Annotated in this window: 19 protein-coding genes; 3 read left to right on the forward strand and 16 right to left on the reverse strand. The window is 65.0% G+C overall.

Going from position 1 to position 20,388, the window contains the following annotated elements; all coding sequences use genetic code 11:
• Positions 1-57 precede the first annotated feature (57 nt).
• The 16 genes from VJ307_03995 to rpmH form a co-directional block, all read right to left on the reverse strand.
• Complete coding sequence (locus VJ307_03995) at positions 58-261, reverse strand: cold-shock protein (GenBank protein HJX73297.1); 204 nt, start codon at positions 259-261, stop codon at positions 58-60.
• 809 nt (positions 262-1,070) lie between these two features.
• The gene (locus VJ307_04000) at positions 1,071-1,472 is read right to left on the reverse strand and encodes a F0F1 ATP synthase subunit epsilon (GenBank protein ID HJX73298.1); all 402 of its coding nucleotides are present in this window, start codon (positions 1,470-1,472) and stop codon (positions 1,071-1,073) included.
• A gap of 61 nt (positions 1,473-1,533) precedes the next feature.
• Complete coding sequence (atpD, locus tag VJ307_04005) at positions 1,534-2,946, reverse strand: F0F1 ATP synthase subunit beta (protein HJX73299.1); 1,413 nt, start codon at positions 2,944-2,946, stop codon at positions 1,534-1,536.
• 66 nt (positions 2,947-3,012) lie between these two features.
• Positions 3,013-3,885, reverse strand: a complete 873-nt coding sequence (gene atpG, locus VJ307_04010; GenBank protein HJX73300.1) for an ATP synthase F1 subunit gamma — start codon at positions 3,883-3,885, stop codon at positions 3,013-3,015.
• A 27-nt stretch (positions 3,886-3,912) separates the two neighbouring features.
• Positions 3,913-5,421 (reverse strand): F0F1 ATP synthase subunit alpha, encoded by a 1,509-nt coding sequence (gene atpA, locus VJ307_04015; protein ID HJX73301.1) that lies wholly within the window; start codon positions 5,419-5,421, stop codon positions 3,913-3,915.
• 10 nt (positions 5,422-5,431) lie between these two features.
• Positions 5,432-5,974 (reverse strand): ATP synthase F1 subunit delta, encoded by a 543-nt coding sequence (atpH, locus tag VJ307_04020; GenBank protein ID HJX73302.1) that lies wholly within the window; start codon positions 5,972-5,974, stop codon positions 5,432-5,434.
• Complete coding sequence (locus VJ307_04025) at positions 5,971-6,537, reverse strand: ATP synthase F0 subunit B (protein ID HJX73303.1); 567 nt, start codon at positions 6,535-6,537, stop codon at positions 5,971-5,973. Before VJ307_04025 ends, atpH begins: the two co-directional genes overlap by 4 nt.
• Positions 6,534-6,989, reverse strand: a complete 456-nt coding sequence (locus VJ307_04030; GenBank protein ID HJX73304.1) for an ATP synthase F0 subunit B — start codon at positions 6,987-6,989, stop codon at positions 6,534-6,536. Before VJ307_04030 ends, VJ307_04025 begins: the two co-directional genes overlap by 4 nt.
• A 757-nt stretch (positions 6,990-7,746) precedes the next feature.
• Positions 7,747-8,604, reverse strand: coding sequence for a ParB/RepB/Spo0J family partition protein (locus tag VJ307_04035; protein ID HJX73305.1), 858 nt, complete (start codon positions 8,602-8,604; stop codon positions 7,747-7,749).
• A complete protein-coding gene (locus VJ307_04040) occupies positions 8,580-9,362 on the reverse strand; it encodes an AAA family ATPase (protein ID HJX73306.1) in 783 nt (260 codons plus the stop codon). Before VJ307_04040 ends, VJ307_04035 begins: the two co-directional genes overlap by 25 nt.
• Before the next feature lie 157 nt (positions 9,363-9,519).
• Entirely contained in the window at positions 9,520-10,188 is a 669-nt protein-coding gene (rsmG, locus tag VJ307_04045) for a 16S rRNA (guanine(527)-N(7))-methyltransferase RsmG (GenBank protein ID HJX73307.1), read from the reverse strand.
• 290 nt (positions 10,189-10,478) lie between these two features.
• Positions 10,479-12,374, reverse strand: a complete 1,896-nt coding sequence (gene mnmG, locus VJ307_04050) for a tRNA uridine-5-carboxymethylaminomethyl(34) synthesis enzyme MnmG (protein ID HJX73308.1) — start codon at positions 12,372-12,374, stop codon at positions 10,479-10,481.
• Positions 12,375-12,437: 63 nt separating this feature from the next.
• Positions 12,438-13,856: a tRNA uridine-5-carboxymethylaminomethyl(34) synthesis GTPase MnmE gene (gene mnmE, locus VJ307_04055; protein HJX73309.1), complete on the reverse strand. Its 1,419-nt coding sequence runs from the start codon at positions 13,854-13,856 to the stop codon at positions 12,438-12,440.
• Positions 13,857-13,905: 49 nt separating this feature from the next.
• Positions 13,906-15,588, reverse strand: a complete 1,683-nt coding sequence (yidC, locus tag VJ307_04060) for a membrane protein insertase YidC (GenBank protein HJX73310.1) — start codon at positions 15,586-15,588, stop codon at positions 13,906-13,908.
• Between the two features lie 217 nt (positions 15,589-15,805).
• Complete coding sequence (gene rnpA / locus VJ307_04065) at positions 15,806-16,213, reverse strand: ribonuclease P protein component (GenBank protein HJX73311.1); 408 nt, start codon at positions 16,211-16,213, stop codon at positions 15,806-15,808.
• 29 nt (positions 16,214-16,242) lie between these two features.
• Positions 16,243-16,395, reverse strand: coding sequence for a 50S ribosomal protein L34 (rpmH, locus tag VJ307_04070; GenBank protein ID HJX73312.1), 153 nt, complete (start codon positions 16,393-16,395; stop codon positions 16,243-16,245).
• 115 nt (positions 16,396-16,510) lie between these two features.
• Between rpmH and VJ307_04075 the strand changes: the two genes are divergently transcribed.
• From VJ307_04075 to dnaN, 3 genes are all read left to right on the forward strand, one after another.
• Positions 16,511-17,428 (forward strand): hypothetical protein, encoded by a 918-nt coding sequence (locus VJ307_04075; GenBank protein HJX73313.1) that lies wholly within the window; start codon positions 16,511-16,513, stop codon positions 17,426-17,428.
• 260 nt (positions 17,429-17,688) lie between these two features.
• Entirely contained in the window at positions 17,689-19,059 is a 1,371-nt protein-coding gene (gene dnaA / locus VJ307_04080) for a chromosomal replication initiator protein DnaA (GenBank protein HJX73314.1), read from the forward strand.
• 180 nt (positions 19,060-19,239) lie between these two features.
• Complete coding sequence (dnaN, locus tag VJ307_04085) at positions 19,240-20,388, forward strand: DNA polymerase III subunit beta (protein HJX73315.1); 1,149 nt, start codon at positions 19,240-19,242, stop codon at positions 20,386-20,388.

Raw genomic sequence — 20,388 nt, forward strand, 5'->3', positions numbered from 1 at the left:
GATTCCCCGCCGGGGGGTTTTTTCGTTCCCAGGTAGAAACCCTGAAATTGTGAGGGATTACTTGGCCTTGACTACGTTGGCCGCCTGCGGTCCCTTGGGACCCTGGGTGATGTCGAACTCGACCCGATCCCCTTCCTGGAGAGATTTGAAGCCCTCCGCCCGGATGGCGCTGAAGTGGACGAATACATCCGGCCCGTTCTCCTGGCTGATGAATCCGAACCCCTTCGCGTCGTTGAACCACTTCACGTTTCCTGTTGCCACATCTGCCTCCTGAAAATGAATTGTTGCTGAATCCGGGCGGTGATGCCCAAATCGCGCAAGTACGGGACATTATATCTGCCCCCGTATAAATATGCAAACCTTAGCCCGCATTTCTCACCAGGCTTCTGCTGCGGCGGCGGATACAGGCATGCCTACTGCGTTGCGCTCGGTCGGGCTCCTCGACGTAGTGTCCACTACGTCTCCGGGGCCCTCGGTCGCGCGCCTTGTATCCACGCCCGTCTCCACCGCCTCGCGACGAACCCTGGTGAGAAATGCGGGTTAGCGGCCAACCGGCATTCAGGGATCCGTTCCGGAAGAGCCCGTGCACCGAGAGGGCCGATGCGCCCCGTCCGGGGAGGCGCCCGGCCGAGGCGTACCCACAGCGGTACGGTGAGGGCGGGCAACGAAGCCGGCGGGAGGGGCCTGTCCCCGGAAGGGTCGGCAGCCGAGGCGAAGCGGATGCGCCGTCAGGCCGCGAAGGACGACCGAGCACGGCGCAGGCGTACTTGCGGTACGCCGAGCCGGGCGCAGGGAGTCCGACAAAGGGCTGGCGGTGCGTTCCCTCGCCGCAGGCGCCGGTCGCTAAAAGGGCTGCCTTTTCTGCTGCGACAAGCGATCCCCGGGCTGCGTCGGGCGTGCTCGTCGCTCGCTTGTGCGGCGTACTTGCCGTACGCCTCCGCGCTCGCTCCTGCGCTTGCCCGCCTCGCCTCGGGTCTCCCTTGTCTCGCGACGAAACCCTTCCGGGGACCGGCCCCCTGCAGCGGTACTCGAATGCCGGGATCTCCCGGGAATGGTTCCCTGGATGCCGGTTACCCTGCGGCGGCCATCCGGGCGATCGCCTTCCGGAGGGCGGAGTAGATCTTGTGGTACGTCTCGTCGTCCATCGAAAGATCCTTCAGGGCGGCCTCGGCCCGTTCCTGGGCCTTCCGCGCGCGGTCGACGTCGATCTCCCCCGCCTTCTCCGCAACATCCGCCAGGACGACCACCCGCTCCGCGGCCACCTCCGCGAACCCGCCGCCCAAGGCCACCGGGGTCGTCTCTTCCCCCTTCCGATAGCGGAGCAGCCCGATCGAAAGGATCGCCAGATACTGGGTGTGCCCGGGAAGCACCCCGAACTCCCCGTAGTAGCCGGGCAGGATGACCTCGTCCACGTCCTCGGATACGAGGAGCCGCTGCGGGGTGACCAGTTCGAGACGGATCCCTGATCCCATGGTGTCTTTCCCCCGCTACCCCGGGTAGCGGGACGACCCGGCCTGGCGCCCGGGCCGCGCGTCAGGTGACGGCGAGGAGCTTCTTCCCCGCCTCGATCGCTTCCTCGATCGTGCCGACCATGTAGAATGCCTGCTCGGGGAGTTCGTCGTGCTTCCCGTCGACGATCTCCTTGAAGGAACGGATCGTATCCTCGAGCCGGACGTACTTTCCGGGAATCCCGGTGAACTGCTCGGCGACGAAGAACGGCTGCGAGAGGAACCGCTGGATCTTGCGCGCCCGGGCGACCAGCAGCTTGTCGTCTTCCGAGAGCTCGTCCATGCCGAGGATCGCGATGATGTCCTGCAGGTCCTTGTACCGCTGGAGGACCTTCTGGACCGCGCGGGCGACATCGTAGTGCTCCTGCCCCAGGACGAGCGGGGAGAGGATCCGCGAGGTGGAGTCCAGCGGGTCGACCGCCGGGTAGATCCCGAGCTCCGCGATCTGGCGGGACAACACGGTCGTGGCGTCGAGGTGCGAGAACGTCGTCGCAGGCGCCGGGTCGGTCAGGTCGTCGGCGGGGACGTAGATCGCCTGCACCGAGGTGATCGAGCCGCGGTTCGTGGACGTGATCCGCTCCTGGAGCTCCCCGAGGTCGGTGGACAGGGTCGGCTGGTAGCCGACCGCCGAGGGGATCCGGCCCAAAAGCGCCGACACTTCGGAGCCGGCCTGGGTGAACCGGAAGATGTTGTCGATGAAGAGGAGCACGTCCTGCCCCTCCTCGTCGCGGAAATATTCCGCGGCGGTGAGGGCCGACAGGCCGACGCGCGCCCGCGCGCCGGGAGGCTCGGTCATCTGCCCGAAGACCAGGCACGCCTTCTCGAGAACCTTGGACTCCTTCATCTCGAGCCACAGGTCGTTCCCCTCGCGCGTGCGCTCCCCCACGCCGCCGAACACGGAATAGCCGCCGTGCTCGATCGCGATGTTGTGGATGAGCTCCATGATGATGACGGTCTTCCCCACGCCCGCGCCGCCGAACAGGCCGATCTTCCCCCCCTTGGAGTAGGGAGCCAGGAGGTCGACGACCTTGAGCCCGGTCTCGAGGATCTCGACCTTGGTCGACTGCTCCTCGAAGGAGGGGGGGTGCCGGTGGATCGGGTACCGTTTCTCCGTGGTGATCTCCCCCATCTCGTCGACGGGATTCCCGATCACGTTCATGATGCGGCCGAGCGTCTGCGGGCCGACCGGGATGGTGATCGGGCCGCCGGTGTCGGTCGCCTCCATCCCGCGGACGAGGCCGTCGGTCGTGTCCATCGCGATGGTGCGGACGATGTTGTCGCCCAAGTGCAGGGCCACTTCCACGGTTAAGTTCCCCTCCTTGTCGCTGATGCTCGGGTTCGTGAGCTTGATCGCGTTGAAGAGGGCCGGAAGCTGGCCCGGCTCGAACCGGACGTCGACCACGGGCCCGATCACCTGGACGATGTTTCCCTTGTTCATGATTCCCTCGCCTCCTTCGATATCCGTAGCAAAGTGGCCCGCCCGGGGGCGAGCCATCGATCGATGTTATCCCTTGAGCGCCTCGGCTCCGCCGATGATCTCCATCAGTTCCTTGGTGATGGAGGCCTGCCGCGCGCGGTTCATCTGAAGCGTGAGCCGGGAGATCATGTCCACCGCGTTGTTCGTGGCCGAATCCATCGCCGTCATCCTCGCGCCGTGCTCCCCCGCCACCGATTCGAGCAGCATCCGGAAGATCTGCATCTCGACGTACTTCGGGAGGAGGGTCGCCAGGATCTCCTTCTGGGACGGCTCGTACAGGTAGTCGATGCCCGCCTCGGGCGCTTCCCCTTCCGCCGCCTCGATCGCGATGGGGAAGAGCCTTTCCCTCCGGACGCTCTGCGAGATGGCCGACCGGAACTCGTTGAACGCGATCACCACCTCGTCGAACTCCTCCGCCAGGAAACCACCCACGAGGTCGTCCGCGATCTGCTTGGCATGAGCGTAAGACAGCGTCCCGAGGACGTTCATGTACTCCTTGCGCATCGGCACGTGTCGCCTGCGGAAGAAATCGCGGGCCTTCCGGCCGACCACACAGAGCGCGACCTCCTCGTATCTCTCCCGGTTCTCCTGGAGGAACCGGTTCGCCGCGCGGAGCAGGTTCGAGTTGAACCCCCCGCACAGCCCGCGGTCCGAGGTGATCACGAGGAGTCCGAGCTTCTTCGTCTCCCGGGATAACAGGAGCGGGTGCACATCCTGCCCGGCCCGCCGAGCGACAGCCTGGACGACTCCCCGCATCTGGCGTGCGTACGGCCGCGCGGCGACGATGGCGTCCTGCGCCCGCTTGAGCTTCGCAGCGGACACCATCTTCATCGCCTTGGTGATCTGCTGGGTGCTTTTGACGCTGCCGATCCGTTTCCGGATCGCGCGGAGGTTCGCCATGGTTCCTCGTCGCCCCTTTGCGCGCCGTTATTCCTGGAATACGCCGCGGAATTCCTCGAGGGCGGCGATGAGCTTTGTTTTCAGGTCGTCGTCGATCGTCTTCCTCTCGAGCAGGTCCGCGAGGGTCGCGCCGTGCCGGTCCCGCATGAAGGCGGCAAGCTCGATCTCGTAGCGGGCGAGCAAGGAGACGTCGTAGACGTCGGTGAAGCCGTTGGTCGCCGCGAAGACCGTCACGATCTGCTGCTCGACGGGTTGGGGTTCGTACTGGTTCTGTTTGAGGATCTCCACCAGCCGGGCACCCCGCGCCAGCTGCATCTGGGTGGCCTTGTCGAGGTCCGACCCGAACTGCGCAAACGCCGCCATCTCGCGGTACTGCGCCAGCTCCAGGCGGAGCCGCCCCGCGACCTGCTTCATCGCCTTGATCTGCGCGTTCCCGCCGACGCGGGACACGGAGAGGCCGACGTTGACCGCCGGTCGGACCCCGGCGTAGAACAGGTCGGCCTCGAGGTAGATCTGGCCGTCGGTGATGGAGATGACGTTCGTCGGGATGTAGGCGGATACGTCCCCGGCCTGCGTCTCGATGATCGGCAGCGCCGTCAGCGACCCGCCCCCCTCGGCGTCGGAGAGCTTGGCTGCGCGCTCGAGCAGCCGAGAATGCAGGTAGAAGACGTCGCCCGGGTACGCCTCCCGCCCCGGCGGCCGGCGCAGCAGGAGCGAGAGCTGCCGGTAGGCCACGGCGTGCTTGGACAGGTCGTCGTAGATGCACAGCGCGTGACGGCCGCTGTCGCGGTAGTATTCCCCCATCGTGCACCCCGCGTAGGGGGCAATGAAGTTGATCGGGGCGGACTGGGAGGCGGTCGCGGAGATGACGATCGTGTAGTCCATCGCGCCGAACTGGCGGAGCTTCTCGACCACCTGGGCGACCGTCGACTGCTTCTGGCCGATCGCCACGTAGACGCAGATGACGCCGGCCCCCTTCTGGTTGATGATCGTGTCGAGGGCCACGGCGGTCTTGCCCGTCTGGCGGTCGCCGATGATGAGCTCGCGCTGCCCGCGTCCGATCGGGATCATCGAGTCGATCGCCTTGATTCCGGTCTGGAGCGGCTCTTTCACCGGCTGGCGCCTGACGATCCCCGGGGCAATGAGCTCGATGCGGCGGGATTCCTTCGTCTCGATGGGCCCCCTTCCGTCGATCGGCTGCCCCAGGGAGTTCAACACGCGGCCGACCAGCGCGTCCCCGACCGGCACCTCGACGATGCGGCCGGTGCGGCGGACGACGTCTCCTTCCTTGATGAGATGGTCGTCGCCCAAAAGGGCGATGCCGACGTTGTCCTCCTCGAGGTTCAGCACAATCCCCCGGACGTTCTCGGGGAACTCGAGAAGCTCCCCGGCCATCGCCTTCTCCAGCCCGTGGACGCGGGCGATGCCGTCCCCGACGGACAGGACGACGCCGGTCTCGGCGACGTCGACGCGGGTTTCATACCCCTTGATCTGGCTTTTCAGGATCTCCGTGATCTCATCGGCGCGGATGCTCATGGCGCTTGGCTCACCCCTTCTCTAGATTTTCCCGGATCTGTTGGATCTGCGTCCGTGCGCTCCCGTCGTAGACGGTGGAACCGACCTTGACGATCATCCCCCCCAGCACGTCCGGGTCGACCTTCTCCTCCAACACGACTTTCTTGCCGGTCTGCCCCTCGAGGACGGACTCGAGCAGGTCGCGCTGGGTGCCCGAGAGAGGCATCGGTACCGAGACCTCGACCCGCTCGATCCCCTCGCTCTGCTCGAACAGCCGCCGAAGCTCCGACACCATCGCGGCGAGGAGGTTCATCCTCCTCTTGTCGACCAGCAGAAACAGGAAATTCCTCGTCGAGGGGAGAAACCCGAAGGGGGCGAGGGACGCCTCGAGGGCGGCCTTCTTGTCCCGGCGGTTGATGTGCGCGGCTTCCAGGATCTCGCGCAGGAGGGGGATTTCGGTGACGAGCGCGACGAAGCGCTCCGTCTCCTCCAGGATCCTGCGGGTGTTGCCCTCTTCCCCCCCGATGGCGAGCAGCGCACGGGCGTATCTTCGTGCCAGGCTTCCGCCGATCACCGAACGATCTCCTGGATCCGGTCGATGTTCTCCCGCACGATCCGTTCCTGGTCCTCCGGGGTGATCGTCTTCGCCACGATCTCCCGGGCGGCCTGCGCGGAAAGCTCGGCCGCATCCCTGCGGAGTTCGGCCCGGGCTTTTTTCACCTCCTGGTCGGCGGCGAACTGCACCTGGGCATGGAGCCTTTCGATCTCGGCCTGCGCCGCCTCGCGGATCCTCCGCGCTTCCTCCTCGGCCCCGGCATCCATCTTCCGGCTTCTTTCCGCGATCTCTCCGGCAAGCTTGGCCATCCGATCCTCGATCGCCGCGAGCATTGCCCAGGCGTCCGCCCTCGCGTGGTTGGCCTCATCGATCGACTTCCGGATCAACGCGGTCCGCTCCTTGAGATACGCTCCGAGGGGCTTTTTCAGGAAGTAGACGAGCACTCCGACCAGAATGCCGAAGTTCACGGCCTGCTTGAAGATCTCCCACCACGGGACGCCGGCGTGGCCGGCCGACCCTTCCGCGGCGGCCGCGATCGACGGCAAGGCCAGAGAGGCAAGGACAAGAAGGATCGAGCTCATGCAACCGTCCTTCCGAGAACCTTCTCGGCGATCCCCCGGGAGAGACCCGACACCTCGTCCCGCAGCGTCCGGGCGGCCTTCTCCTTCTCCGCGTCGATCTGTTCCTTCATGGCCTCGATCTGCCGGTTCGTTTCCTCCTGGACGGTTTCAATCCTCTTCCGCTCGCCCCGGGCCGCTTCCTCCATCCGCGCCCGCTTGCGGGCGAGGGCCTCGGCGGCCGCCTTCCGCAGGGAGTCGTCGTACCGCCGGTTCTTCGCGTCGGCCTCGGCGACGGCATGCTTGGCCTCCTCCAGCGGCGTCACGGAAAGGTTTTCCCGTTCCCGGAACGTGGCGAGTATCGGCCGGACCAGCGTGACGGAAAGAATGAATGTGAGGACGACCACCAGTCCCATCTGGAGGACGGCGAACAGCGTGATGTCCAGCGTCTCGAATATCTTGAGGACGAGTTCCATGGAACCGTCTCCCCCCGGGATTCCCTGCAGGCTAGTGCACCGTCTCGCAAATACCTTGGCATTCGAGCGCCGCTGCATCCGCTCCCGCTTCGTTGCGCTTCTTCCCCATACTCAGCGGTATGCCTCAGTCGCGCGCCTTCGCCAAGGCGCGGCGCATCGACGCTCTCGGTGCGTCAAGCTATTTACGAAACGGTACACTGCGACAGGAGTCAGAACGATAAACGGGAGATTGATATCACGGGAGGAAAGCGGCTGTCAAGCAGTTAATGGGAGAAACGCTGTCAATACGGCGCGGTCCGGAAGCAATAGGAAAAAAGGGCACCGCAGCGAACCGCGGCGCCCTTTTTTTCCGGAACCCGCCTTCGTTCCCCGGAGGATTTCCCTCCTTCCAGGAACGTGACTTGCCCCGTCGGGTTACTTCTTCGGTGCTTCCATCGGCTTCGGTGCTTCCGCCGGGGCCGGTGGCTTCACAGCGTTGTCCGCGGGAGCCGCAGCCGGCGGAGGCGGCGGGGGCGGAGGAGGCGGTGCCGTCTGCTGTTGGCACGCTGCGAGTCCGATGGATGCGGCCAGCAACAAACCCAGGAACAGAGACCAATACTTGCGCATTTCTTTACGCTCCTTTCCTTTCGGAGTTTATCCGTTGCCGGATAAAGATTTGGATGGCTTATGCGGCGAAATATAGCACAAGCCTATCTCGATGCAACTGTTTTTTACGGCCTTTCCCCCCTGCGAGAAAAACAGGTCCCTCCAGGGCGGTCTACTTCCCCCCGAAAAGAATCTCGCAAAGTCTCTGAAATTCCCCTTCGGAGAAGTAGGAGACCTCGATCCGCCCCTTTTTCGGCGTTCCCCGGACGCGCACTCTCGTTCCCCCCATCCGCGAGAGCCGGTCCTCCAAATCCTTAAGATGCGGGTCGTGCCGCTGCGGTTTGCGCCTGGTCCCTTTTCTTTCCCCCTCCTGGCACAGCCGCTCCACCTCGCGGACGGAGAGACCCTTGCGCAACGCGACCTCGAAGATCGCCACGAGGCGGCCGGCGGGCGCCGACAGAAGCGCGCGGGCGTGCCCCGCGGAGAGCCGTCCGTCGACGACGGCCTGCTTCACGTCGGCGGGGAGCCGGAGCAGCCTCACCGTGTTCGCCACCGTCACGCGGTCCTTCCCCACGCGCCGCGCGATCTCCTCGTGGGAGAGCGAGAACTCGGCGGCAAGCCGCTGGTACGCCTCCGCAAGCTCGATGGCGTTCAGGTCCGCCCGCTGGACATTCTCCACCAGGGCCGCCTCGAGCGACTCCCGGTCCGAGAACTTCTTCACGATGGCGGGAATCGTCCCCACGCCGGCTGCCTGGGCGGCGCGAAGCCTGCGTTCCCCCGCGACGAGCTCGTACCCGGCGGCCGTGGGGCGCACGATCACGGGCTGGAGGACCCCCTTCTCGCGGATCGACTCGACCAGGTCCCGCAGTTCCTCGGGGGCAAAGGAGCGCCTTGGCTGCTGGCCGCTCCCCCGGATTTCGCTCACCGGGATGCGCAGGAAGTCGGGCTCCCGTTCGGAGGGGCCCGGCAGGAGGGCCGACAGGCCTCTCCCCAACACCTTCCTCTTCACCGGATCGGGTTTTCGTTCCATCGGCTCACCATCTCTTTGGCCAGCTCGAGGTAGCTCTGCGCCCCCCGCGAACTCACCGCGTACAGGATCGCCGGCTTCCCGAAGGAAGGGGACTCGGAAAGCCGCACGTTACGTGGTATAACTATTTGAAATACTTGAGAATTTAGGTTTTCCCGGGCTTCCGCGGCAACCTGGTGGGCCAGGTTGTTCCGGGAGTCGAACATGGTGAGGAGGACCCCCTCCACACGGAGGGTGGGGTTTACCGACTCCCGGAGCTTCTCGATGGTGCGGTAGAGGGATCCCAACCCTTCCAGGGCGTAATACTCGCACTGCAGGGGAATCAGCACGGACCGGGCCGCGCACAGGGCATTGACGGTCAACAGCCCCAGGGAGGGGGGGCAGTCGATGAGGATGACCTCGTACGACCCCTCGAGGGGCCGCAGAACCTCCCGAAGCCGCGTTTCCCTCCTTTCCTGGGTGACCAGCTCGATCTCCGCCCCGATCAGGTCTCCCGACGCGGGCAGGAGGTAAAGATACGGCAGATCCGTACCGCGGACCGCTTCCGCCGCCGAAATTTCGCCCATCAGCGCCCGGTAGGTGTTCTTTTCGGTATCCCCTCCCGGGTCGCCACCGATCCCCGACGTCGCGTTCGCCTGGGGATCCAGGTCCACGAGAAGGGTCCGCTTCTCCATCACGGCAAGGGAGGCGGCGAGATTGACCGCCGTGGTGGTCTTCCCCACCCCCCCTTTTTGGTTGGCAACGGCGATGACATGGACCAAGCGGTATTGCTCCAGGGGCCGGCGAACCCGGAAAATGGAAACAGCACGTACCGGTTTCTTTTACCACGCAGGGGGTTGGCAGAGGAAAGAAAATCTTCCGGCCGTCCCCGCCGCTCCCCTCAATCCGCGTCGGGTGAAACCGGGATTCCCCGATCCCTTACGGGAGGAGGATCTCCCGGATCTTTCGCCTCCCCATGCCTAAAGGAAGTTCGAACCCGACGGTGCGGCCCGGGACGGCCCCCCGCGGCAACAACCGTTCCTCCCTCCCGGCCTCCCTCTTCCTCCCGGGGCCCTCCATCCCGAGAAAGCGCCCCCCGGGGGCGAAATACGGCAGGAGAACGGCGACGGCTTCCGCCGCCGGGAGTGTGGCCCGGGTGACGATATGCTCGAACCGCCCGATGGAGAGGGGATTTCTCCCTTCCAGCCGGCCCTGCACCACTTCCGCGTTGGAAAGGGAGAGCATTCGGCGGACGTGCGACAGGAACGCGCACTTTTTCGCGGAGGACTCCAGAAGGACGACGTGCGATCCGGGAAGGGCAATCGCCAGGGGGATCCCCGGATAGCCGGCCCCCGACCCGAAATCCAGGATCCGCCCGGGGAACGGGCAAAACGCAAGGAGGAAGAGGGAATCCAGGATATGTTTCACCGCGACCTTCTCCAGGGAGGTGATCGCCGTGAGCCGGATCGACCGGTTCCAGCGCAACATCTCCCCGGCGTGGGCGACCAGTTTCCCGACGGCCTCCGGCGGCACGGAAAGGCCTGCCCCGGCGATCAACCCGGCGAGAAATTCCGCCGAGGGAACCGGGATGTCAGTGGGCGGGGACACTCCTCCCTCCTGGGCGGGGACACTCCTCAACGCTGGGCGGGGACACTCCTCAACGAACAACTTGATATAGGAGTGTCCCCCTTGGGAGTGTCCCCCTTGTGAGTGTCCCCCGACAACCTCGAGGAATGTCCCCGGTGATCTCTCGGGGCCCCTGTTCCACGTGGAACACCCCCCCGTGGGCGGGGACACTCCTCCCTCCTGGGCGGGGACACTCCTCCAACCATACCACCGACAACCTCCAGGAGTGTCCCCGGTGGAGGACAGCGGCGGAAACGGAACCGTATCGCGGGTCACCAGCCTGCGGGGGTTGCCGCCCGGCTTTTTTTCAGCGCGACGAGGAGGAGGGCCACCGCCGCCGGGGTGACGCCGGGGATCCGCTGGGCCTGACCGATCGAGGCCGGGCGCACCCGGACAAGCTTGTCCCGGACCTCGGCGGACAGGCCGTAGACGGATTCGAAGGGGAAGTCGCCGGGAAACTTCAACTCTTCGTATTTTTTAAGTTTTTTGGCTTCCTCCTCCTGGCGGCGGATATACCCGTCGAACTTGACGATCAGTTCCGCCTGGGAGGCCACCTCCGGGGAAAACGATTGAAATTTCGGGTCGTTCGCCACGATCAGGGAGGCTGTCACCCCGGGGCGGCGCAAAAGCTCCTCGTACGCAATCCCGGGACGGACCGGCGCCCCAGCCGCCTCCTCCGCGGCCCTGGCCAGGGGATGCCCCGCCGGGACACGGGATGCCGCCAGGAGCGACAGCAGGGAGGACAGCCCCTCCCGCTTCGCGCGGAATTCTCCGTACCGGTCCGGGGGAAGCAGCCCCACCCGGTGTCCCGTTTCGGACAGGCGCAGGTCGGCGTTGTCCTCCCGCAGAAGAAGGCGGTATTCGGCCCGCGAGGTGAACATCCGGTACGGCTCCTTCGCTCCCTTGGTGACCAGGTCGTCGATCATCACGCCGATGTACGCCTCGCTGCGGTGAAATACCACGGGCTCTTTCCCCTGCACCCTGCGCGCCGCGTTGATCCCTGCGACCACCCCCTGCGCCGCGGCCTCCTCGTACCCGCTGGTTCCGTTGATCTGCCCGGCATGAAACAGGTTTTCCACGATCTTCGTTTCCAGGGAGGGAAGAAGCTGCACCGGATCGACGAAATCGTACTCGATGGCGTACCCCGGGCGGATGATCTCCACCTCCTCGAGGCCGGGAATGGTCCGAAGCATCCGGACCTGGATGTCGTAGGGAAGGCTCGTGGAGACCCCGTTCGGGTAATACTCGGCGGTCCGAAGCCCCTCGGGCTCCAAAAAGACGTGGTGGCGCTCCTTGTCTTCGAACCGGACCACCTTGTCCTCGATGGAGGGGCAATACCTCGGCCCGATCCCCTGGATCACCCCGGAATACAGAGGGGAGCGGGAGAGGCCGGAGCGGATCACCTCGTGGGTCCGTTCGTTCGTATAGGTGACGTAGCACGCCACCTGGGGCCTTCGGATCTCCCGGTTCCCGAAGGAGAACGGAACGGGAGGGTCATCGCCCCATTGGGGGGCGGTCCGGGAGAAATCGATCGTTTTCCCGTCGATCCGGGGGGTGGTGCCGGTCTTGAGCCTTCCGACCGAAAACCCCAATTCCCGAAGAGAGTCGGAGAGTTTCATCGCGGGGAAATCTCCCGCCCTCCCCGCCGGGAAGTTCACCAGGCCGATGTGAACGAGCCCTTTCAGGAAGGTCCCGGTGCACAGGACGACCGTCTTCCCCCGGTACCGTACCCCGAGGTTCGTGTCGACCCCTTTCGCCCTCCCCCCTTCCGCGTAAACCGCGTCGACGATGGCCTGTTTGATATCCAGCCCGAAGGTGCTCTCGAGGACCTTCTTCATCCGGAGACGGTAGAGCTGCTTGTCGGCTTGCGCCCGGGAGGACCGAACCGCCGGCCCCTTGCTCGTGTTCAGCTGGCGGAACTGGATCCCCGTCGCGTCGATGTTTTTCGCCATCTCCCCGCCCAGGGCGTCGACCTCGCGGACGAGGTGCCCCTTGGCCAGCCCCCCGATGGCGGGGTTGCACGACATGAGCCCGATGGCGTCGGCGTTGATCGTCAGAAGAAGGGTGGAACACCCCATCCGGGCGGCGGCCAGCGCCGCCTCGCAGCCGGCATGCCCCCCGCCCACGACGACGACATCGTACTCCTTCGGGTACTCGTACACGCTCACTGCCGCTCTCCTCCCCCTGTTCCACGTGGAACACCTTCCCTCCCCGGGGACATCTCCTGATTTCTACTTCCCGATGCAAAAGGAGCGGAAGATGGCTTGCAACACCTCTTCGGGCGCAATCTCCCCGGTGAGTTCGGCGAGCGCCCGGGCCGCTTCCCGGATGTCGGCGGCAGGAAACTCCAGGGAAAGCGCCCTCCCCGCCGCCTCCTGGCCCCTTTCCAGGGCGACGTCCGCCTTCCGGACCGCCTCGAGATGGCGCAGGCGGGTTAGCGGCGCCTCGGCCATTATAGCATCCTCCCCGGGGGCGAGTTCGGCGGCAATCGCCCTGAGGAGCGCGTCGATCCCCTCTCCGGTCTTCGCCGACAGCGGGACCGTTCCTTTCCTGCCGGGACCGCGGAAGAAGGAGCCGTCCTCGACGACCGGCAGGTCCTGCTTGTTCACGAGGACCAGGTGGGGGCGGTCCGCCATCTCCCGGTACGCATCGCGATCCCCCCCGTGCGCCGGCCGGCTCCCGTCGAGGACGAACAGGGTCAAGTCCGCCCCCGCGATGATCTCCCGGCTCCGCCTCACCCCTTCGCGCTCCACCGGATCTTCCGCCTCCCGCAACCCCGCGGTGTCGACAAGCCGAAGCGGAATCCCCGAAAGGGAGACCTCCCCGGAGAGGTAATCCCGCGTGGTCCCCGGGATCTCCGTGACGATCGCCCGCTCCTCCCCCAGAATGCGGTTGAGCAGGCGGGACTTCCCCACGTTGGCCACCCCGGCGATCGCCACCGTTGCCCCGTCCCGGTACCGGTGCCCGCGGGTGTACGATGCGGCGTACCGCCCTGCCTGTATCCTCAAATCTGATACCCGTTCTATTAGTTGTGCATTGTCTATCAGGGGAATGTCCTCGTCGGAGAAGTCGATCGCGGCCTCCAGGATCGTGAGAAGGGATACGATCTGTTCCCGAAGAGGGGTGATCGCCTCCCGGATTCCTCCCTGGAGCTGGCGCAGAGCCGCCCGGGCCGCCCCTTCCGTGCGGGCCGCAATCAGGTCGGCGAGCGCCTCCGCCTGCGTCAGGTCCATCTTTCCGTTTTCGAAGGCGCGGCGGGAGAATTCCCCGGGGGCTGCGGGGACCGCCCCGAGAGCGCACGCAGCCGTGGCGGCCCGCTCCACGAGAACGGGATTGCCGTGCATGTGGATCTCCGCCACATCCTCTCCGGTGAAACTCCTCGGTGCGGGAAAGAAGACGATCAGCCCGGAGTCGATCTCCTCCCCCCGGCTGTCGCGGAACGGGCACCGGACAAGCGTGCGCGACGGGACAAGGGATGGATCCACCCCGGTCATCCGGGACGCGATCGGGAAGGATTCCGGTCCGGAGAGGCGCAGGAGGGATACGGCACCGGAGCCGGGGGGGGTTATGGGTGCCACGATCGTCGTCCCGCCGTCGCCGCCCGGTCCCCCCTCCGGCGCCGCGCGGGACCAGGGCCCATGTTCGTCCACGGGTCCTCCTTTGGGGGAGCGGAAGAAGGAAACGCCCCCGGAGACCTGGTTACGCCCGGGCCGCCTTTTCCGCTTCCAGCTGCCGGTTCTGGATGAGCTGCTGCCCGATGGAAAGCAGGTTGTTCACCAGCCAGTAGATCGTGAGCCCGGTCGGGAACCCCCAGAACATGAAGGTGAAGATGACGGGCAGAAAGAGCATCATCTTCTGCTGGGTCGGGTCCATCCCCGCCGATGGCGTGAGCTTCTGCTGGGCGAACATCGAGATCCCCATGAGCAGGGGGAGCAGCCGGATCGGGAGGGTGTACCCCGCCAACTCGATGTCCCAGAGGTGCTCGGGCGCGGACAGGTCGTTGATCCAGAGCATGAAGGGGGCGTGGCGAAGCTCGATCGCCACGAGGAGCCCCTTGTAGAGCGCGATAAAGACCGGGATCTGGAGGAGCATCGGGAGGCAGCCGCTCATGGGGTTGATCTTGTACGTCTTGTAGAGATTCATCATCTCCTGCTGCTGCCTCGCCTTGTCGTCCTTGTACTTCTCCTTGAGCTTGTTCAGGATGGGGGCGAGCTCCTGCATCTTCTTCATGGAGGCCATCGACTTCTTCGTGAGGGGATAGAAGAAGATCTTGATGAGGATCGTAAGCAGGATGATGTCGATCCCGTAATTCCCCGTGACGCGGTTGCTCGCCGTGAGCACCCAGACGAGCGGCTTGGCGATCACCGCGAACCACCCGTAATCGACGAGGCTCTCCAGGTCTTTGCCCGTGGCCTCGAGAAGGTTGTACTCCTTCGGCCCCATGAAGGACCGGACGGAGAAGGAGACCACCTCCCGGGGCCCGAGGACCGCCGGGGAGCCGGCGAGGACGATCCGGACCCCCTCTTCCCCCAGCAGGGTGGCTTGGTCGAGACTCCAATCCTTTTCGGGGATGGCGATCAGCGTGAAGTACTTGGCGTCGGCGGAGGCCCAGCGCACCGGGACCTTTCCGATCCCCCCCTTCCCGATCTTCTTCAGGTCGAGCCGCTCGACCTTTCCGCCGCTGTCCACGACGGCTCCCATGAAGGAGTAGGAGTCGCCGCCCAGCTCCCCCGCGAAGACCTGGGTTATCTCGATCCCCGGCTTGAGCCGCAACGACCCCGCCGACCCGTTCGTCACTTTCTGGGCCACCTCGAAATCGTATTTCCCGCCGGTGAAGGTGTATTCCCGGTCGATCCGCACCCCGGCCGCGGATTGCCAGGACAGGGAGACGGCCGTTTTCCCCCCTTCCGGGACGGAAAGTTCGTCGGGCGCATCCGAAGCGAAGACCGGCAGCGCCGGAAAGGCGGGCTGGCTCTCCCCGAAAGACAGGTCCAGGGGAAGGGGACGGATCGCCCCGGAGCCGATGATATCGAGCGGTTTCCCCTTCGGCGGGGGGTGATCGGTGTACCGGAGCAGGGCAAAGGACTGGATCCCGCCTCCGGCGGTGGACACGACGGCGTTGTACAGGGGAGTCTTGACGGTGATCCACCGGAGGGGATTCTCCCGGCCGGGTGCCATCGCTCCGGCCACCGGGGGCTGCGCGACTGCACGGATCGGGGGTTTTGCGGCGCCGGCCGCGTTGTCCCCCGTCCCCGCCTTCGCCGCCTCCTGCCGCTGCGCGGTCGGCGGCGGGGTCTTGGCCGGCTCGGGAGCGAACAGACGTTGCCAGGCAAGCAGGATGGCGATTGAGAGGACGATCGCCAGGATCATCCGTTTTTCCATCGAGACCTCGTGCGAAAGAATTGGATGCGCCTAGGGTAGTCCATCCCCCCGGGATGAAAGGGGTGGCACCGCACGACCCGCCGCATCCCGTCCAGGAAGCCCACCAGGACGCCGTTCAGCCGCAGGGAGCCGATCATGTACTCCGAGCAGCTCGGATGGAACCGGCAGCAGTCGCCAAGGTACGGTGAGACCAGGCGCTGGTACACCTTGAGAAGACCTATCGGGATGTCTCTTGCCTGCAAAGGGAAGGCTCCCCCTTCTTTCCCCACCGGCGTTCGATCGCGGGAAGGAGCTCCGCGGACACCGATGCGAGATCCGCTTCCCGGGGCGCTTTCCGCACCACGATGGCCGTTCGGGTCCCCCCCGGGAAGATCCCCTTGTGGAGCCGGTAGAACTCCCGCAGGACCCGCTTCAACCGGTTGCGGACCACCGCGGTCCCGACCCGCCGGCCGACGGAGATACCGATCTTCCCGGCGACGGGCCCGTCTTCCGCCGGCGCACGAACACGGCTGTCCCGGTAGATGGTGTAGTGCGGCGTGGACGCGCGCATCCCCCGGCGAACCACGTCCCGGTATTCGCGGTCGGTGCGAAGGATATCCGCCTTGGAAAGCCGACAATCCCCCACCGCGCCCTGCCCTTCCCGATCCGGATGGATTACTTCTTGCCGCTGACCGAGACGGCGAGCCGCTTCCGCCCTTTCGCGCGGCGTCGGGAAAGGACCAGCCTGCCCGCCGGAGTCGACATGCGCCGGCGAAATCCGTGGGTTCGCAGCCGCCGCCTGTTATGGGGCTGGTAGGTGCGTTTCATCGTAAGGACCACTCCTTCCTTGGTGCCAAGCGCTGTCCCTGGGAAATAAGTAAGGTATTCCTTTTGTTGCGCCCCTGTCAACCTCAATTTCCCCCTATGGTACACTGCGCTTGCCATGAGCAGAAGCCGTTCCCGCCGTTTTTCTCCCCTGCGCCGGCTTCTTTCCTTTCCTCTCCTGCGGACCGGGAGAACGAGGGAAGAGGCCTTTCCCTCCGCCGGGGAACTCCTCTTCGAACTTGCGGGCCACAACCCGGAAAACCTCCTCTTCGGCCGGTTCGGCCCGGAGGAGATCCGGGAACGGATCCGGGCCGCGGGAATCCTCGACGGACTCGCACGATGGGGATATCGCAACCCTCTCCTCGCGCTCCAGTGCGGGGACCCGCAGGACCAGCGCATCTGCCTGTACGCCGGGAGCAGGTCGCGCGGCCGCCTCCTCATGGAAGTGCGCGTGCAGATCGCCGCGTTCCGCCCGGGGAAGCCGATCGGGCCGTTCACGGAGGAGAGCGTCTTCCGGATGCTTCTGCTCCACTGGCTTCTGCTTTCCGACCCGGAACGTCCGTTTTCGATCGACCGCCCAAGGCTCCCCGGACAGGAGCGGCCGGGCCTGGGACTCCTTTCGGGATGCCTGTCCCTCCTTCGGGGGATCGGGAGGGAGTTCCCGCTCGACGGCGTGCTCGATGTCCCCGATCATTTCCACACCGCCCTTTTCTACTCCCGGAAGTTCCGGTTCCTCGACCCGCAGTCCGAGGGGCGGTTCCAGGCGATGGCGCGAGCCCTCAAGGGGATCCCCCTGGCCCTTGCCTCGGAGGCCGTCCAGGAGGGGTGCCTGATCGACCGCGCCACCGACCTGCCGATCCTTTGGGAGCCGGCCGAGCAGGTCATGCCGCTGCGCGATCCCCTGCGCCGCTACCTTCGCTCTCCCGAATACCGGCTCGCTTGTTCGGAGGCCGGTTCGGGCCTGGAGGCGGCCGTGGACTGGGACCGCTACCGGGAAAAGATCGCCACGAAGGGAGGTCCCGGAAAATATCCTTGATTCCCTTTTTCGCGGTATGGTACCCTTCCTTCGCCTCATGCACCGGACGCGGCGGAATCCTTCCTCTTCCGACAGGAACCCATGCGAGGAACTCGCAGAAAAGAACCGGGGGTTTTCCAAATATAACATATTGATTTTCAAGTTTCTTTTGGCTTTTCCACAGCTGTGGATAACCTTGTTGGCAACCCTTTTGCAGTAAACCGCTTAACCGCTGGACAATAAATGTTATTTTCCTCCTTTATCCCGGTGCAGGAGAGTGCATGGAGGCAGGTCGACCGGTGACAACCCGGGCGTGGGACACGGTCCTTTCCCAGCTGAAGGCCAAGGTGAGCGACCAGGTGTTCGAGACCTGGCTGCGCCCGCTGCGCTTCGTCTCCCGCGAGGGCACCCTGATCCTGGTGGCCACTCCCCACAAGTTCTTCAAGCAGTGGATCGAGGAGAACTACATGCCGCAGCTCGAAGAGGCGGCGCGCAAGGAGCTCGGGAAAAACGTCACCATCGAAATCGTCGTGGGAGGCGAGGAGGAAGGGGATGCGGAGCGGCCCGCCGCCGGCCCGGATCTGTACCCGGACGCCGCGTCGGAGACGAAGCCGGCGAAACCGACCACGCGCAACGGAGAGTTGAATCCGCGGTACACCTTCGAGAGTTTCGTCGTGGGAGCGGGGAACCAGTTCGCCCACGCCGCGTGCTACGCGGTGGCGAACGATCCCGCCAAGAGCTACAACCCGCTCTTCATTTACGGCGGCGTCGGGTTGGGCAAGACCCACCTGCTCCACGCGATCGGGAACCACACCCGGGAGCGGAACCCGCGCGTCCATGTCGCCTACATCACCTCGGAGAAATTCACGAACGAGCTCATCTTCAGTCTGCGCACGAGCCGGATGCACGATTTCAAGGAGAAGTACCGGAACGTCGACGTGCTCCTGGTCGACGACATCCAGTTCATCGCGGGGAAGCAACGCACGCAGGAGGAGTTCTTCCACACCTTCAACGAGCTGTACTCCTCCCGGAAGCAGATCGTCGTGTCCAGCGACAAGTTCCCGAAGGAGATCTCCGACCTCGAGGAGAGGATCCAGTCCCGCTTCGAGTGGGGGCTCGTGGCGGACATCCAGCCGCCGGACCTGGAGACGAGGCTCGCGATCCTGAACCGGAAGGCGGAGGCCGACCAGATCGCTCTCCCCCCGGATGTCTCCCTCTTCCTCGCCACCATGATCAAGAACAATATCCGGGAGCTCGAGGGGTCGCTGATCCGGATCGGGGCGCACGCCTCCCTCACGAAGCGGGAGATCAATATCGATCTGGCGCGCGAGGTGCTCTCCCGCCTGCTGGAATCCTCGGTCCGCGAAATCTCCCCCGACACCATCCAGAAACTCGTCGCCGAGCATTTCGGCGTGAAAGTCACCGACCTGCGCTCCGGGCGCAAGCACAAGGTGGTCGCCCTTCCGCGGCAGATCGCCATGTACCTCATGCGGGAGATGACCCACTGCTCCTTTCCCGACATCGGACAGCGCTTCGGGGGCCGGGACCATTCCACCGTCATGTACGCCGTAAAAATGATAGAGAAAAAAATGAAAGACGATGTATCGTTAAGAAACAGCATCGAGGCATTGCGCAAAGCGATCAACGGATAACCCTGTGGATGGTTTGCGGATGGCTCCTTTCTCCCCGGATCAAGGCGTTGCGTCCTTCGGTTTCCGCGCAGGTTGCACGACCGTTTTCCGGAAGGATACGGCGTCCTTTCGCCCCCTATCCACAAATTCACATTCCCTACTGCAACTACGATCTTTCTTACTTTAAGAAAGAAGAAGAGGATGGCGATGAACTTTACCGTGGATCGTGACCAGTTCGAGGGGATCCTTTCCCGCATCCAGGGAGTGGCGGAACGGCGGCACACCATGCCGATTTTGTCGCACACGCTCCTCACCGCGGGGCCGAAGGCGGGACCGACGGGCAGCCCGGGACTCACCCTGGTGGCCTCCGACCTGGAGATCGTCATCCGATGCTCCCAGGCCCTGGACGTGGTCGAGCCCGGATCCCTCGCCCTCCCGGCGCGGAAGCTGTTCGACATCGCGAAGGTCCTTCCCCAAGGACCCGTCACCCTCGTGGGCAAAGAAGGGAACTACGTGGAGATCTCGGCGGGGCGCGGACATTTCCGTCTGGCGGGACTGGGGAGCGAGGACTTTCCGGAGATGCCGGAACGGCCGAAGGGGAAACCCGTCGCCGTCGATTCGGAGACGTTCCGGAAGCTGGTGGATCGCGTAAGTCCCTTCGCGACGGGCGACGAGACGAGGTACAACCTGTCCGGAGTTCTCCTGGAGAAGCAGGAGGAGGAGGGGAAGACGGTGCTCCGCATGGTGGCCACGGACGGACACCGGCTCGCGATCGCGGACGGGGAGGTCCCGAACCTCGCGGGGCTTCTGGGGGAAAAGCGCGTGCTCGTCCCGAGAAAAGGGCTGGTCGAGATCCGGAAGCTTTCCGACGGGGGGCCGGGCTCCCTGGAGCTTTCCGCCACGGAGAAGTTCCTTTTCGCCGGGAAGGGGGACACGGAGGTATGGGTCCGGCTTCTCGACGCGGATTTCCCGGATTACCGGCAGGTCGTTCCCAAGGAGAACCGGATCGTCGCGAACGTCCCCCGGGGGCCGTTTCTGGATGTCCTGAAGCGGGTGAGCGTCATGGCGCCGGACAAGGTGAACAGCATCCGGCTCTCGTTCTCGGGAAAGCAACTGGAAGTCTCCACGACCAGCCCGGACCTCGGAGAGGCGCGGGATCTTCTGCCGATCGAGTACGAGGGCGCCCCGGTAAAGATCGGGTTCAACGGGCGATATCTCCAGGACGCCATCGGCGGAATCTCCGAGGATACGGTCCGGCTGGAACTGAAGGACGAGGTGTCCCAGGTGATCGTGCGGCCGGCGACCGACAAGAGCTACCTCGCCATCATCATGCCGATGAGAATCCTCTAG

The organism is Candidatus Deferrimicrobiaceae bacterium, assembly GCA_035256765.1.
Lineage (GTDB): Bacteria > Desulfobacterota > Deferrimicrobia > Deferrimicrobiales > Deferrimicrobiaceae > CSP1-8.

What these genes read in the sequence shown, in the direction of transcription:
- VJ307_04000 (HJX73298.1), bottom strand. Translation starts at nt 1,472, where the DNA reads ATGGGATCAGGGATCCGTCTCGAACTGGTCACCCCGCAGCGGCTCCTC.
- atpD (HJX73299.1), bottom strand. Translation starts at nt 2,946, where the DNA reads ATGAACAAGGGAAACATCGTCCAGGTGATCGGGCCCGTGGTCGACGTC.
- atpG (HJX73300.1), bottom strand. Translation starts at nt 3,885, where the DNA reads ATGGCGAACCTCCGCGCGATCCGGAAACGGATCGGCAGCGTCAAAAGC.
- atpA (HJX73301.1), bottom strand. Translation starts at nt 5,421, where the DNA reads ATGAGCATCCGCGCCGATGAGATCACGGAGATCCTGAAAAGCCAGATC.
- VJ307_04025 (HJX73303.1), bottom strand. Translation starts at nt 6,537, where the DNA reads ATGAGCTCGATCCTTCTTGTCCTTGCCTCTCTGGCCTTGCCGTCGATC.
- VJ307_04030 (HJX73304.1), bottom strand. Translation starts at nt 6,989, where the DNA reads ATGGAACTCGTCCTCAAGATATTCGAGACGCTGGACATCACGCTGTTC.
- VJ307_04035 (HJX73305.1), bottom strand. Translation starts at nt 8,604, where the DNA reads ATGGAACGAAAACCCGATCCGGTGAAGAGGAAGGTGTTGGGGAGAGGC.
- yidC (HJX73310.1), bottom strand. Translation starts at nt 15,588, where the DNA reads ATGGAAAAACGGATGATCCTGGCGATCGTCCTCTCAATCGCCATCCTG.
- rpmH (HJX73312.1), bottom strand. Translation starts at nt 16,395, where the DNA reads ATGAAACGCACCTACCAGCCCCATAACAGGCGGCGGCTGCGAACCCAC.
- VJ307_04075 (HJX73313.1), top strand. Translation starts at nt 16,511, where the DNA reads ATGAGCAGAAGCCGTTCCCGCCGTTTTTCTCCCCTGCGCCGGCTTCTT.
- dnaA (HJX73314.1), top strand. Translation starts at nt 17,689, where the DNA reads ATGGAGGCAGGTCGACCGGTGACAACCCGGGCGTGGGACACGGTCCTT.
- dnaN (HJX73315.1), top strand. Translation starts at nt 19,240, where the DNA reads ATGGCGATGAACTTTACCGTGGATCGTGACCAGTTCGAGGGGATCCTT.